Origin of the sequence: Paenibacillus woosongensis (assembly GCF_030122845.1) — a bacterium.
Classification (GTDB): Bacteria; Bacillota; Bacilli; order Paenibacillales; family Paenibacillaceae; genus Fontibacillus; species Fontibacillus woosongensis_A.
This window is the reverse complement of the sequence record NZ_CP126084.1, coordinates 1,388,736-1,402,012: the sequence shown is the minus strand read 5'-3', so window position 1 is coordinate 1,402,012 and position 13,277 is coordinate 1,388,736. Positions and strand designations below refer to the sequence as shown.

The window sequence follows — 13,277 nt, the reverse complement described above, 5'->3', positions numbered from 1 at the left end:
AATGACCAGCACAAACAGCGCCCGCCGGAAGGGCGAGCGCTGGATTTTAAGCTATGTCCAGCTTCTACGACGATTGGCGCAGCGGCAGCCTCACGAAGCGATCGATCCGCTCTACGGCCTCCTGCAGCTGGGACATGCCCGTGGCATAGGAGCAGCGGATATAGCCTTCTCCGCCCGCCCCGAACACCTGGCCGGGTACGGCGGCCACTCCCGCCTCCTTCAGCAGGCGCTGCGCGAACTCCTGCGAGCTGAGGCCGGTGCCGGCAATTGACGGGAACACATAGAAAGCTCCCGCCGGCGCGTGACATGGAAGGCCAATATCCCGCAATGCCGAGACAAACCACTGCCTGCGCTGATCGTAGGAGCGGATCATTTCCTCCATCTCCTGCATACCGCTGCGCAAGGATGCGATCGCTGCCACCTGTCCCATCACTGGTGCGCACATCGCCGTGTATTGATGAATTTTCAGCATGGCCGCGATCAGTTCGGCAGGGCCACATACATAGCCGATCCGCCAGCCTGTCATGGCGAAGGCTTTCGAGAAACCGCTGATCACAAGCGTGCGTTCCTTCATGCCAGGCAGCGAGGCGATGCTGACATGGCTCTGCCCATAGCTTAGCTCTGCATAAATTTCATCCGAGATGACGATGAGATCATGGGCAACGGCCAGCTCGGCGATCGGCACCAAATCCTCTCTCGTCATGACGGCTCCGGTCGGATTGTTGGGATAATTCAATATCAGCACCTTGGAACGGGGCGTGAGATGACGCCGGAGATCTCGGGCGCGCAGCTTGAACTCTTCCTCTGCCGAGGTCTGCACCTCTACAACCTTGCCTCCATGCAGCTGGGCGATTGGCGTATATGCGATGTAGCTTGGCGTCGGTACAATCACCTCATCCCCCGGCATCAGAATGGTACGAAGCGCCAAATCGACCGCCTCACTGCTGCCTACGGTCACGAACATTTCATGCGCTGGGCCGTAGTCTAGGCCGAATCTCGCCTCCAGATAGCCGGCGATTTCCTCCCGAAGCTCCATAAGCCCGGCATTCGGGGTGTATCCCGTCGTCCCGCGATTCAGCGCTGCGATGCAAGCCTCGACCACAGGTCTTGGCGTTACAAAATCCGGCTCGCCTACAGCGAGCGATATGACATGCTCATCCGCCGTACCCACAAACGCCCTGATTCCAGATGGAGGTATCTCCTGTACTACCGGGTTAATCCAGTCATTTCTCATTTCAGCCCACTCCGTCCCATTCATTTACTTCCCGCTGCGAGAATCAATCATCATCCACAGGGTTGAGGCGAGGTCACGTTTGAGTGAACATCTCCCTGGCCGCTTCACCGATGATCCTTATCCCCGCTTCGATATCCTCGTCGCTTACGCGGGAGAAGCCCAGCCGCATCGTATGCTGCCCAGTGCCATCCGTATGGAAAATATCCCCCGGCGTAAATATGACGCCCCGCTGCTTGCAAATCTCCAGCAGCCGTCTCGTATCCGCACCTTCGCTGAAAGATACGAACAGATGCAATCCCCCGTCTCCCGTCAGCCGGTTATATGGCAAATACGTTTCGCAGCACTGCTTCGTCCATTCGTATTTCCGTTTGTATTCCGTCCTGGCTTTGCGCAAATATTTATCCAGGTTGCCATTTAGCAAATATTGATACAGTATCGATTGATCCAGCGTTGATGTATGGATGCTGCGGGCCCGCTTCAGGCTTTCCAGATAGTAGATCAACTCCTGATCCGCCAGTACCCAGCCTACCCGGAGACCGGGAAACAGCACCTTGGAGAAGCTACCCAGATAAATTACCCCATTGCCCTGGCCAACCGCTGCGATCAGCGGAGACACATGGGAGCCGGAGTAGCGAAGCTCTTCGTTGAACCCGTCCTCGATAACGGGAACCTGATAGCGGGTCAGCAGCTTCATGAGCTCCAGCCGTTTCTCCGGGGACATAACAATTCCGGTCGGATTGTGGTAGGAAGGCACCAAATAAGCGCAATCGAAGGATTGCCGCCGCAGAGCCTGCTCCAGCTGCTCCAAATCGATGCCGTCTCTTTCCATGCCGATGCCAGTGATCTCGTACCCATGCAGCCGCAAATTTTTGATCGCAGTATGATGGGTCGGATTTTCACATATAACGGCTCCGCTGCGCTTCGTCAAAGATGACAGCACCAAATCCAGGCCCTCCGTGAAGCCGTTCGTAATGAGCAAGTCCTTCCCGGCCAGGTCCACGCCTTTTTGCTCCATATATTGCTTCAACAGATCAATTAGCGGCTTGTAGCCTTTGGCGTAACCGTAGTTGAGCAGAACTTCGCCTTCCACCGCCATCCGGTCAAGGAACGCCCGCTTGACGTTGCCGAGATCAAACAGCTTCTCGTTCGGGGCAATGCTCGTAAAAGAAATCGTGCCCCGCTCCGCGCGTATACCGTGCTTCATCAGATCCATTGCCTCGGCCATCCGAGCTTGTTCATTCATGCGCTCCTGCCAGTCCAGCCGCCATGAAGGCGCGGCCGCGCTAGCTGTGATCTGGGCAATATAGCTCCCTTTCCCCTTCACGGTGTAGACCAGGCCCTCTTCCTCCAGTCCGAGGTAAGCCGAAATAATCGTATTGCGACTCACGCTCATCAATTCGCTGAGCTCCCGGGTTGAAGGAAGCTTCTGATGCGGCTGGAGAACGCTTTTCATGATCATGCGCTTCAAGTAATCCTTTACTTGAACATAGGCCGGCCGGCCTTCCACTAATTTGAAATCCTGATACATCTTTATCTCTCCTATCCCTATAGTGGCATAGAATCTATATTGGCAAAAGAACCACAGCCCTGCATTGTTGCCAAGGTTGTGGTTCCCTTTCATCTCGAATCGATCCGTTTATATTTTCACTATTATAAGTTGAACCATTGCAATGGATGTAGGGCAAGTACGTAAAATGTTTTTTTACAATCGCTGTTGCCCCCTGTTTTCTTGGATCATATAGGTTCGTAAGAGGTAGGAATCCGATCACAAAGGCGACCGGAAGCCTAAGCTTAAGCTCTCAAAGCAGCTTTAAGGCGATCACAAGCTATGCTTCCGAAGCAGCTTTCTACCAGATTTCAATTTCTACAGAAGCATTTTTCTGCCTTGCCTGCATCCCATTTTTTGGTTCATCTTTTATATCTCTTTCTGCCTATCAAAATGACAAAATCGAAGGTTATGACAGGCTGCTTGTTCATCGCCTGCATCAGGCGAAGCTGCTCCTCACCGGCCTGCCAGGCCAGCGGAGTCATCTGCAGCAAATCAGCCCAATCCTTCTGCTCTATTAGAAGCTCGTATTTTACCTGCTGCATGTCCACAAGCTCAAAATGACGGCGAAACAGCTCAATCGTCCTGTCATTGGAATACGTCCGCCGCCCCGTCTCGCTGTGCAGCGCCCGCCGTATTTCCTGCAAATACTCAGTGCCCGGGATCACCTTCATCACCAAGCCATCATCCGCAAGCATACGGTGAAACTCGGAGTAATTCGCCGGGGACAAGATGTTCAGGATAATATCGAAGGAACCGTTGGCAAAAGGACATTTCGCAAGATCGGCAACTCCCCACAGCATTCCGGGATTGGCCTTGGCTGCCAATTGGATGCCGGCTTTTGAAATATCTATCCCTGCGGCGACAAGCTTGCACCCTGACGTGCCCGCCAGATGGCGCACCAGCGCCGATAGATGGGAGCCTTCTCCGCAGCCTGCATCCAATATCGCAACGGTGGTATGTTGCCTTTCCCCTGGACTCTGACCCAGGCTGGGCGGCACCACTTTTTGTTGTACCAGCTCTCCCCGCTGCCGCTCCAACTCGTTCCGGACAATCTCGCCCAGGCGGTCGGTCAACCCGCGAAACACCCCAGCCTGGCTAACTCGGGCACGCGATTGAAACAATCGTTTGTCGTATTTCTCCTTCGGAGCTTGCAGCAGGAAATTGACGTACCCCTGCTTTGCGATATCAAAGCAATGACGGCTTTTACAAATCAGACTATTGTCCTGTAACTCAAGCGTACCCGAGCACACCGAACAAATGACTGTTCCGGCAGGTATGGTATGAAATATTAACATGCTATCGCACCTCATTCATTCGTATTGAGTTAATGAAAAAAGGCACAGCTAAATAAGCCCAGGCATCTTCATTCTTAAAAACCCGGGGTTATCCTTCTGTACCTCTCATTAACGCAACCGAATGTAATGAACCATCTGATAGCAACCTCTTTCCTGCTATAGCTCATGTCATCCTTGAACATGGCAACAAAAAATGACGAAAGGCGCTTAGAACAAAAGCTCCTTCCGTCATTTTAACTTAAAGCTGATCCAATTGTAAAATCAGGGATTAAATCAGGGATTACACCATGATTTTGCAAATGTCATTCGTAAATTCCACCGGATCCTGCACAGGCAGGCCTTCGATCAGCAGCGCCTGGTTGTACAGCAGGCTGGTATACAGGCTCAGCTTCTCCTTATCGTTCTCATGCGCCGCCTTAAGCGATTGGAACACCTCGTGGTTTACGTTGATTTCCAGCACTTTGTCGGCCTGAACGTCCTGGCCGCTCGGCATCGCCTTCAATATTTTCTCCATCTCGATCGATAGGTCTCCCTCGGCCGACAAGCAGACCGGATGGGATTTCAGCCGCTTCGAGGCTTTAACACTCTTCACTTTGCCGCCCAGAATGCCCTGCATCGCCTCAAACAGCTCTTTGTTGCTGCTCTCGTCTGTTTCCTGATCCTTCTCATCTGGCTCGATGCCGAGGTCTCCACTCGATACCGATTTGAATTCCTTCTCCTTGTAGCTCAGAATCGTCTTGAGCGCGAACTCGTCGATATCGTCGGTGAGGTACAGGATTTCATAGCCTTTATCGGCGACAAGCTCCGTCTGCGGCAGCTTCTCGATCCGCTCGATCGATTCGCCGGAAGCATAATAGATATACTTCTGATCCTCAGGCATTCTCGAGACGTATTCATCCAGCGTAACCAGCTTCTTCTCCTTGGAGGAATAGAACATAAGCAGATCCTGAAGATCTTCTTTATGCATCCCATAGTCGTTGTACACGCCAAATTTCAATTGGCGGCCGAAGGAATTGTAGAACTTCTCGTACTGCTCTCTTTCATCCTTCAGCATGCTTTGCAGCTGCCCCTTGATCTTGTTCTTAATGTTGCGGGCGATCAGCGTGAGTTGACGGTCATGCTGCAGCAGCTCCCTGGAAATGTTGAGCGACAGATCCTCGGAATCGACCATCCCTTTGACGAAGCCGAAATAATCCGGCAAGAGGTCGCCGCATTTGTCCATGATCAGCACGCCGTTGGAATACAGCTCCAGTCCCTTCTCGTACTCCTTCGTGTAGTAATCAAACGGAATGTTCTCCGGAATGAACAGGATCGCATTGTACACGACTGCGCCGTCCGCGCTAATATGGATATGCTTCAGCGGTTTGTCGAAGCCGTAGCGCTTCTCGTGGTAGAAATTCTCGTAGTCCTCTGCGGTCAGCTCGTTTTTATTTTTCCGCCAAATCGGCACCATGCTGTTGATCGTTTGCTCTTCCTTGTACTCCTCGAACTCGTTCTCCGTGCCTTCCTTAGGACGTCGTCCGCTTACGTCCATCTTGATCGGATAACGGATGAAGTCGGAGTACTTCTTGATGATCGCTCTTAGACGGTACTCTTCCAGGAACTCATCGTATTGATCCTCTTCCGTGTTCTCTTTGATTTTAAGAATAATATCGGTGCCTGGCGTCGCTTTGTCAAACGGAACGATCGTGTAGCCGTCCGCCCCTTCGGACTCCCATTTGAAGGCTTGGTCGCTGCCGAACGGCTTGCTGATCACGGTCACCACGTCAGCTACCATAAACGCCGAATAGAAGCCTACCCCGAATTGGCCGATGATGTTGTGGCCGTCCTTCGCTTCATTCTCTTTCTTGAACGCCAAAGAGCCGCTCTTCGCAATGATCCCAAGGTTGTTCTCCAGCTCTTCCTCGGTCATGCCGATCCCGGTATCGGAAATCGTCAGCGTGCGATTCTCTTTGTCCGGCGTAATCTTAATGAAGTAATCCTCGCGGTTGAACACGAGATTGTCGTCAGTCAGCGCCTTGTAGTATATTTTATCGATCGCATCGCTGGCATTGGAGATGAGTTCTCTTAGAAAAATTTCTCTTTGTGTATAAATGGAGTTAATCATCATTTCCAGCAATCTTTTGGATTCCGCCTGAAACTGCTTTTTTGCCATGAACAATAATCTCCTTTCGTTCCATTGATTCTAGCTACTTAGATCCTTCACCTTGTTAGCACTCAAGTTCGCAGAGTGCTAATTCTTTCTTTTATATACCATATAGTAAAATTTAAAGTCAACCCGTTATGCTACATATGCGTTAACTTATCCGGATTTCTAATAAAATAGATGCCTCGGGCTGCCCCGTCTTCAACTTGCAGCAGTACAATCGTATCTAAGCTGCCTGACGAGCGAACAATGACGCCGGTATCTCCGTTTATCGAAGCCAGCTCGAAATGAACATCCCCTTGCTGATCTAGTTGCCGCATTAAACCAAGCAGGAAACGGCTGACATGATCCCGCGATGTGATCGGACGCACTGCCGCCGCTACTTTGCCTCCTCCGTATCGATTTGCAGAGCCCCAGCTTCCTGGCGCATGAACCAGGCCAGCTCGGCCGAAGTCTCGATTCCGCTAATGCCAGCCCCGACCACCACCGTAGTCAGCAGCCGCTGCTTTTCCACGGGATCAGTCGCCTCTGCAGCCTGGCGCATATTCTCCTGCCATTGCTGACGTATTGCCGCAGCGGCCTCCAGCTCCGTTAGAGCGATCCCCCCCCTGATCAGGTTTAGGCCGCCTTACGATGCTGCCAACCGTAACTACGGCAATATCGTACGCAAGCGTATGCTTGCCGGATAGAGTGAATCGCATTTATTCCTGCGTAACCCCCGCCTACGACCAGGCATGTTAATTCGTTCATTCTTCCCATCTCCTTTGTGTTGTTTCCCATGGGACGGCAAAGGAGCCGGATTTGTGACACATGGCAAAGAAAAAGGCGGTCCCCTAAGGAACCGCCCTTTTCTTGTTACTACGTCATCGCATTTTTACCTAAAGATAAATCCGCAGGATCAGACTTATCGCATACTGTCATTTTATTAGCCGTAAATTTTCTTGAATACTTCTTCCGCTTGCTCCAGAATTGGATCCCAGTCCGCCTCCGGCTTCTTCGTAATCGTCACAAAATCTCTCAATCCAAAAATATTATCCACGCCTTCGATGCCCAGAAGGGCGCTGGCCAGCGGATGATCCGTCTCCTCACCGCTCTTCAAGGATATGCTGCGCGTGCCTTCGAACAGCGTCTCGTTCGCACTGATCTTCACGGCGTTCGGATTCGGGGTGGCCTGTACATCAACTTCCAATGCCATTGCTATCTCACTCCTTTCCATTCCCCGCTATTGTAGCATGCTTCGGTTCCCTTGACGAATAGCTCCTCCTAATTGCATCGACACAATTTGTTCATATAAAGTTTATATTCCCCTTATATACTGAAGAGGTTCTTACATTCAGATTTGGGGAGTGTGTTATGGTAAAATACAGCAAATGGTTGATCCGCATTGCGGCAATCTATTCTCTTATCGGCGCTTTGATCGGTGCAGATATGGCTGGGCGGCATGATTATGCGTTGACTCCTGCTCATGCCCATATTCTCGTTGTCGGCTGGCTGACCTTGTTTGCCTACGGCATGTTCTACTATATCTTCAAAGAGATCAGTATGATCAGGACGGCCAAACTGCACGTATGGTGCAGCATCATCGGCGGCGGACTAATGCCTTTCAGCATGCTCGTCTATTACAAAATGCAGAATACGGCGACATTGCTTGCCTTCATCCTGGCGGCTAGCGTTCTGCTGCTCGCCATCGTCCTGTTCGTCGTGATTTTATTTTTCGATAAAAGGTTGTTCCAGATCAATCGCTGATCACGATGTACCGCCCTCATACATAGAGCCCTGTTCTCCCTTAGCAAGGGAGACAGGGCTCTTAACATTCCACGGTTCGAGGCGGTCCTGTCTGCTAGCGCAGCAAGCCGCTTCGCTAGTTGAGACGTTTCGTCGAATTCCGGATGACCAGCTCGCCGGGGAAGGTTTTATGGGCATGAGTTATTTTTTTATCTATTAGATCGAATAAGATCTTAATCGTCTCCTGCGCTATTTCCTCCGTCGGCTGCTTGATGGTCGTGATCGAAGGATTATAGTAGAAGGAAATATCCAGGCCGTCGAAGCCTACGACGGAATAATCCTCGGGCACGCTTAGGCCAGCTTCGAATATCGCTTTGCACGCTCCGATCGCGAGGCTGTCGGATACGGCGTAAATGGCCGTGAATTCCTCGCCGGACTGGAGCAGCTCCTTGGTGACCTCATAACCGTTCTCCATGGAGTAGCTGTCGATGTCCTCCCGCATAGGGCGCACCAGCCGCTCATTGTATTCGATGCCGTGCTGCTCCAAAGCCTGCTTGTACCCTTCATATCTTAGCTTACCGATACTTACGTCATCCATCGGTGCGGTAATGATTGCGATTTTGCGATGTCCTTCATTGCATAAATAATCGACGATTTTATAGCTTTCCTTGACGTCATCGACGGAAACAGAGGAGTAATCGTTAGGATCAAATTCTTCCGTCATCCCAATCGTACTGAGTACGAACGGCACGGTTAACTGATCCAGCTTATCTTTGGAATGCGAGAAGTACCCGCCGAGGAATACGATGCCCTTCAGCCGCTTCTCCTTCTCCAGCTCAATGGCCACTTCAATTTCATCCTGCTTCTCGTCGACGCGCTGCAAGATGAACGAATACTTCCTCCGCTGGATTTCCCGCTCGAACACCTGAATCATCGGGTTGAAAAACGGGTTGGTAATCCCCTTGATCAGCACCGCAATCGTCTTGGATACCGAGCGCTTCAAATTTCTTGCGCTATTGTTAGGTACGTAATGATTGTCTTTGATGACCTTCATGATCATCGCCTTGGTCTCTTCGCTAATATCGGGATGGTTATTGATGGCTCTAGAAACCGTAGTTACCCCGACGCCGCACATCTTGGCAATATCTTTAATTGTAATAGAAGCCATATTTGTTCTTCCCTTACATCATAATCTAAACCGCTATTCCGGATATATTTCATAAGAATAGCAGTTAAAGTTCCAGAAAACAAGGCAGATTCCATCCGAAGAACCCCGCAGCCGTCAGCCTTTTACCGCCCCTGCAACAACGCCTTCTATAATATACTTCTGGCAGAGCAGATAGAATATGACGATCGGCACGATCGCCAGCACCAGCATAGCCATCATAGCGCCCATATCGATGGAGCCGTATCCGCCTTTCAAATACTGGATCGCAATCGGGATCGTCTTGTACTCGCTTCCGATGACGAGATCAGGCAGCAGGTAATCGTTCCATACCCACATCACATTCAGAATGGCGACTGTGATCGCAATCGGTTTAAGGATCGGCAGCACGACCTTGAAGAAGGATTGTACGGGATTGCAGCCGTCGATCATGACCGCTTCTTCGATTTCGATCGGGATTGACTTTACGAACCCGCTGAACAGGAAGACGGATAATCCCGAACCAAAACCGAGGTAAATGAGAATGATGCCGATTGGATTGTCCAGATTCAGAACGTTGGCTGTCTTCGTCATGGTGAACATGACCATTTGGAACGGCACAATCATGGAGAATACAAAAATATAATACAGCAATTGGTTGAACTTCGTCTTGACTCTCGTAATATACCAAGCGGTCATGGACGTAAATAAGACAATGACGGCCACGGAGAAAACGGTGATGAACAGCGACATGCCAAACGCCGATATGAAATCCGTCTTGGCGATCCCGCTCGTATAGTTGCTGAGCCCGGAGAACGTCTCGCTATTGGGCAGCAAAAACGGGGTATCGCTGATAAAGAACTTTCCTTTAAATGAGTTCATCAATACGATCAGGATCGGAGAAATGAAGGCAACCGCCAATAGGAACAAAATCAGAAAGATGAGCGTATCTGCTCCTCTGTTTGTTTTTTGCATCAGCTCTCAACCTCCTTCCTTCTAGTAATCAGCAGTTGAACGAGCGCAATCAAGGCCACCAGGACGAAAAATACGACCGCTTTGGCCTGGCCTACGCCTTCCCAACCCGTCTTACCATAGAAGGTGTTGTAAATATCCAATGCCAGCATCGCCGTCTGCTTCGCCGGAGCCCCTGCTGTGAGAGCCAGGTTCTGGTCAAACAGCTTGAACGAGTTCGACAAGGTCAGGAACAGACAAATTGTAATCGATGGCATAACGAGCGGCAGCGTCACATTGCGCAGTACCTGAAACCGGGAGGCGCCGTCGATTTTCGCCACCTCAATGACATCCTTAGGCACGTTCTGTATACCCGCGACGTAAATAATCATCATGTAACCAATCAGCTGCCAGTTCATCAGCACGACGAGTCCCCAGAAGCCGTACTTCGGATCGAACGTCAGGGTGAGATCGAATTTATACAGCACGCCGTTAATGATCAGCTGCCAGATGTAACCAAGCACGATCCCGCCGATCAGATTCGGCATGAAGAACACCGTGCGGAACAGGTTCGTTCCTTTCTTCCCGCGGGTGAGCAGCATCGCAAGAATGAAGGCGAACACATTGATCGTCAGTACCGAAACTACAGTGAATTTCACTGTAAACCATAATGCATTCAGAAAGTCCTGGTTCGAGAACGCTTTGACGTAATTGCTTAATCCTACCCACTTTGCATCGTTCACGGTCGTAAATTCCGTGAAGGAGAGGTATACACCTAATATGAACGGTAGAACAAAAGCTACCGAAAAGGCGATGATCGTAGGCAATGCAAAAAGGGCAAAATATTTTTTCATCGACTTTTGCATGTTTTCTTCTCCTATCTCAGTATTAAACATGATGATGCCGGAATGCCTGTCACTCATCGATCATCGGATGGAAATGGGATTGATGCCACTGGGCTTCTATTTGTCCCAGTGGCATCGCATACACCCGACGTTATTATTTTGCCTTCTCTGCTGCCCAGCTCTCCGTGAACACCTTCACAACTTCATCCCAGGATTGGTTGCCTTGAACGTATTGCAGCAAAGCATCCCCGAACTGATTCTTGAACTCCTCGCTCGGGAACGCCGCGAACGTCCAAGGAACAGAGGTCACATCCTTCTCCATCCAGGACATCACTTCTTTCGCCAGCGGGTCAGCCGGTTTCTCGTTTTCATTAAACGTATTGAATGGCGCGATGAAGCCTAATTCCTGTGTAACGTAAGCTTTTCCTTTGTCGCTAGTGAACAGCCATTCCAGGAAATCGATCGAAGCCTGCTGCTTCTCAGGCGACACTTTGCTGTTGATCGCAAGGTAGTTCTCGGTACCGATGGCCAGACCTTGCTTCTCTTCGCCGTTAACTCCGGTGTAGATCGGCAGGAACTTGATATCCTCCGCCTTAACCACGTTGCCGCCTACTTCATTGATTTGGCCCCAAGCCCAGTTCCCGTTCTGAACCATCGCCGCTTGTCCCAGCGCAAATTCAGCCATAGAGTCAGCTACGGATTTGCCTCCGAGCAGCGCTCCCTTCGTCACTGAATTGTTCGTATACAGGTCAAAAATGTTCTTGAAGTTGTCCGCATATTTGAACTGCACTTCATTCGCTGCCAGACCGGCCAGCACGGTGTTGTCGAACTCCGTATTATCCTTGAATTCATAGTACAGCGGCAGGTTGGCCAAGTGTGTCTGCCATCTCCACTGCTCACCAGCGCCAAGCGAAGTGGATGCGAATACGCCCTTAATGCCAAGCTGATCCTTCTTCGCCGTCATGTCCTCTACAACCGCTTTCAAAGTAGCGAAGTTGTTGATTTCGGAGGCGGAGGAAATCGAAACCGCCTTATCCGGCAGCGCAAAGTATTTCTGCATAATCGCATCATTATAAATGATGCCGTAGCCTTCCACGACGTAAGGAATGCCATACACGCCGCCATCACTCGTCACCGCAAGGCTTGGATCGGACAAGTAGCTGTAAAGCTTCGTATCTTTCAGATCGAGTGTATAATCCTTCCATGCTTGATAGCCGACAGGTCCGTTGATTTGAAAAATCGTCGGCGCATCCTTCTTGGAAATTTCCGATTTCAATTTCGTTTCATAAGTACCGCTTGCTGCCGTAACAACTTTGACCTTAACCCCTGTTTCCGCTTCATAATCTTTCGCGATCTTCTCATATACTTCCGCAATCTCCGGCTTGAAGTTCAGGAAATAAATTTCCTTGGCTCCGTTAGAAGCTCCTTCGCCTTTGGCGCCATTTTCCCCGGCAGCTGAATTGTCACTCTTGCCGCACGCTGCAGCCAGCACAGTTACCAGAGTGAATACAAGCATAATCCCCAGCATCTTCTTAAGCTTATTCATCGTCCAGACCCCTCTTCCTTAATGAATATCATTTGTCACGAAAACGCTTTGCAATTACTATGACAGCGTTTGCGGAAACGTTACCGAAAACAGGATCGGAATCCTTTTCGGTAACGTTTTCGGTGACAAGGCTATAGTAGCACAGGAAACCCAAAGTCCGCAATCCTATTTGCTGATTTTCAAAACATGTAATTCTTTCAGTAAGCTTTCAGCGTCCATTCAATTTGAATTAAGCCCGTCAAGGTGATGCGGGAATCTCGCACAAACGAATCTTCTTGCATAAATCGAGAGCGATGAGCCATATCGCCGTCTCGACCAGTGAAATCGCCGGCGGCACGGAGCAAATCAGCGCAAGCTTCCAAGATCAGCTCAGCGCCATAAACGAGGTCGATGCTGCGGCCGGACAGCTGTCCGCCATGGCCGAGAAGCTGTGAATTATGACCTCCGGATTTACGGTGTAGCGTGAGAGTGAATTGCTGGGATTGAGCGGAATGATAGAGACGGGTGGGAATGTTGGGATTGAGCGGATTGATGGGATTGATCGGATTGAGCGGATTGAGCGGATTGATGGGATTGCTGGAAACGATAGGAACGATGGGAATTATGGGACGAATGTGAGTGATGAGATTATGGGGAGTGATCGGACTGATTGGACTGATGAGATTGCTGGAAACGATGGAACTGATGGACTAATGCTGGAATTGGCTGAACTCGTGGAGCTGTTCGCCCGCTAACACCCGCTAACGGACAGGAGATCCGCTAATCGTGCAAATAGGCTCTCTTTCGCTATACTCGCGGACACTGGTTCCGTTATTCGACCAAATTGACTGCAATAAACAGGT

15 protein-coding genes are annotated in these 13,277 nt (G+C 50.4%); 3 read left to right on the top strand and 12 right to left on the bottom strand.

Annotated features, from left to right (window positions below; genetic code table 11):
* Positions 1-64 precede the first annotated feature (64 nt).
* The 8 genes from QNH46_RS06090 to QNH46_RS06055 form a co-directional block, all read right to left on the bottom strand.
* Complete coding sequence (locus QNH46_RS06090; RefSeq protein ID WP_283927316.1) at positions 65-1,234, bottom strand: aminotransferase class I/II-fold pyridoxal phosphate-dependent enzyme; 1,170 nt, start codon at positions 1,232-1,234, stop codon at positions 65-67.
* 73 nt (positions 1,235-1,307) lie between these two features.
* The gene (locus tag QNH46_RS06085) at positions 1,308-2,762 is read right to left on the bottom strand and encodes an aminotransferase-like domain-containing protein (protein ID WP_283927315.1); all 1,455 of its coding nucleotides are present in this window, start codon (positions 2,760-2,762) and stop codon (positions 1,308-1,310) included.
* A 380-nt stretch (positions 2,763-3,142) separates the two neighbouring features.
* Positions 3,143-4,078, bottom strand: a complete 936-nt coding sequence (locus QNH46_RS06080) for a putative RNA methyltransferase (RefSeq protein WP_283927314.1) — start codon at positions 4,076-4,078, stop codon at positions 3,143-3,145.
* A 280-nt stretch (positions 4,079-4,358) separates the two neighbouring features.
* Positions 4,359-6,233: a molecular chaperone HtpG gene (gene htpG, locus QNH46_RS06075; RefSeq protein ID WP_283927313.1), complete on the bottom strand. Its 1,875-nt coding sequence runs from the start codon at positions 6,231-6,233 to the stop codon at positions 4,359-4,361.
* A gap of 131 nt (positions 6,234-6,364) precedes the next feature.
* A complete protein-coding gene (locus tag QNH46_RS06070; protein ID WP_283927312.1) occupies positions 6,365-6,595 on the bottom strand; it encodes a sigma-70 family RNA polymerase sigma factor family protein in 231 nt (76 codons plus the stop codon).
* 8 nt (positions 6,596-6,603) lie between these two features.
* Positions 6,604-6,738: a hypothetical protein gene (locus QNH46_RS06065; protein WP_283927311.1), complete on the bottom strand. Its 135-nt coding sequence runs from the start codon at positions 6,736-6,738 to the stop codon at positions 6,604-6,606.
* Positions 6,739-6,742: 4 nt separating this feature from the next.
* Positions 6,743-6,925: a hypothetical protein gene (locus QNH46_RS06060; protein WP_283927310.1), complete on the bottom strand. Its 183-nt coding sequence runs from the start codon at positions 6,923-6,925 to the stop codon at positions 6,743-6,745.
* A 224-nt stretch (positions 6,926-7,149) separates the two neighbouring features.
* Positions 7,150-7,419, bottom strand: a complete 270-nt coding sequence (locus QNH46_RS06055) for a NifU N-terminal domain-containing protein (protein ID WP_283927309.1) — start codon at positions 7,417-7,419, stop codon at positions 7,150-7,152.
* A 158-nt stretch (positions 7,420-7,577) separates the two neighbouring features.
* Between QNH46_RS06055 and QNH46_RS06050 the strand changes: the two genes are divergently transcribed.
* A complete protein-coding gene (locus tag QNH46_RS06050) occupies positions 7,578-7,970 on the top strand; it encodes a hypothetical protein (protein WP_283927308.1) in 393 nt (130 codons plus the stop codon).
* Positions 7,971-8,085: 115 nt separating this feature from the next.
* On the opposite strand, the gene QNH46_RS06045 is transcribed toward QNH46_RS06050, so the two are convergent.
* From QNH46_RS06045 to QNH46_RS06030, 4 genes are all read right to left on the bottom strand, one after another.
* Positions 8,086-9,117 carry a LacI family DNA-binding transcriptional regulator gene (locus QNH46_RS06045; RefSeq protein WP_283927307.1) on the bottom strand — a complete coding sequence of 344 codons (1,032 nt, stop codon included), beginning with the start codon at positions 9,115-9,117 and terminating at the stop codon, positions 8,086-8,088.
* 114 nt (positions 9,118-9,231) lie between these two features.
* Entirely contained in the window at positions 9,232-10,068 is an 837-nt protein-coding gene (locus QNH46_RS06040; protein WP_283927306.1) for a carbohydrate ABC transporter permease, read from the bottom strand.
* A complete protein-coding gene (locus QNH46_RS06035; protein ID WP_213592718.1) occupies positions 10,068-10,910 on the bottom strand; it encodes a carbohydrate ABC transporter permease in 843 nt (280 codons plus the stop codon). The genes QNH46_RS06040 and QNH46_RS06035 overlap by 1 nt, the downstream gene beginning before the upstream one ends.
* Before the next feature lie 133 nt (positions 10,911-11,043).
* The gene (locus QNH46_RS06030) at positions 11,044-12,435 is read right to left on the bottom strand and encodes an ABC transporter substrate-binding protein (protein WP_283927305.1); all 1,392 of its coding nucleotides are present in this window, start codon (positions 12,433-12,435) and stop codon (positions 11,044-11,046) included.
* Positions 12,436-12,710: 275 nt separating this feature from the next.
* On the opposite strand from QNH46_RS06030, the gene QNH46_RS06025 reads away from it, so the two are divergent.
* Together QNH46_RS06025 and QNH46_RS06020 are read left to right on the top strand one after the other, a co-directional pair.
* Positions 12,711-12,869: a hypothetical protein gene (locus QNH46_RS06025; protein ID WP_283927304.1), complete on the top strand. Its 159-nt coding sequence runs from the start codon at positions 12,711-12,713 to the stop codon at positions 12,867-12,869.
* A 57-nt stretch (positions 12,870-12,926) separates the two neighbouring features.
* The gene (locus QNH46_RS06020; protein WP_283927303.1) at positions 12,927-13,169 is read left to right on the top strand and encodes a hypothetical protein; all 243 of its coding nucleotides are present in this window, start codon (positions 12,927-12,929) and stop codon (positions 13,167-13,169) included.
* Positions 13,170-13,277: the final 108 nt, after the last annotated feature.

Excerpts from the sequence above, each read along its gene's own strand:
- QNH46_RS06090 (WP_283927316.1), bottom strand. The coding sequence starts at position 1,234 with ATGAGAAATGACTGGATTAACCCGGTAGTACAGGAGATACCTCCATCT.
- QNH46_RS06085 (WP_283927315.1), bottom strand. The coding sequence starts at position 2,762 with ATGTATCAGGATTTCAAATTAGTGGAAGGCCGGCCGGCCTATGTTCAA.
- QNH46_RS06080 (WP_283927314.1), bottom strand. The coding sequence starts at position 4,078 with ATGTTAATATTTCATACCATACCTGCCGGAACAGTCATTTGTTCGGTG.
- htpG (WP_283927313.1), bottom strand. The coding sequence starts at position 6,233 with ATGGCAAAAAAGCAGTTTCAGGCGGAATCCAAAAGATTGCTGGAAATG.
- QNH46_RS06060 (WP_283927310.1), bottom strand. The coding sequence starts at position 6,925 with ATGCGATTCACTCTATCCGGCAAGCATACGCTTGCGTACGATATTGCC.
- QNH46_RS06055 (WP_283927309.1), bottom strand. The coding sequence starts at position 7,419 with ATGGCATTGGAAGTTGATGTACAGGCCACCCCGAATCCGAACGCCGTG.
- QNH46_RS06050 (WP_283927308.1), top strand. The coding sequence starts at position 7,578 with ATGGTAAAATACAGCAAATGGTTGATCCGCATTGCGGCAATCTATTCT.
- QNH46_RS06045 (WP_283927307.1), bottom strand. The coding sequence starts at position 9,117 with ATGGCTTCTATTACAATTAAAGATATTGCCAAGATGTGCGGCGTCGGG.
- QNH46_RS06040 (WP_283927306.1), bottom strand. The coding sequence starts at position 10,068 with ATGCAAAAAACAAACAGAGGAGCAGATACGCTCATCTTTCTGATTTTG.
- QNH46_RS06035 (WP_213592718.1), bottom strand. The coding sequence starts at position 10,910 with ATGCAAAAGTCGATGAAAAAATATTTTGCCCTTTTTGCATTGCCTACG.
- QNH46_RS06030 (WP_283927305.1), bottom strand. The coding sequence starts at position 12,435 with ATGAATAAGCTTAAGAAGATGCTGGGGATTATGCTTGTATTCACTCTG.
- QNH46_RS06020 (WP_283927303.1), top strand. The coding sequence starts at position 12,927 with ATGATAGAGACGGGTGGGAATGTTGGGATTGAGCGGATTGATGGGATT.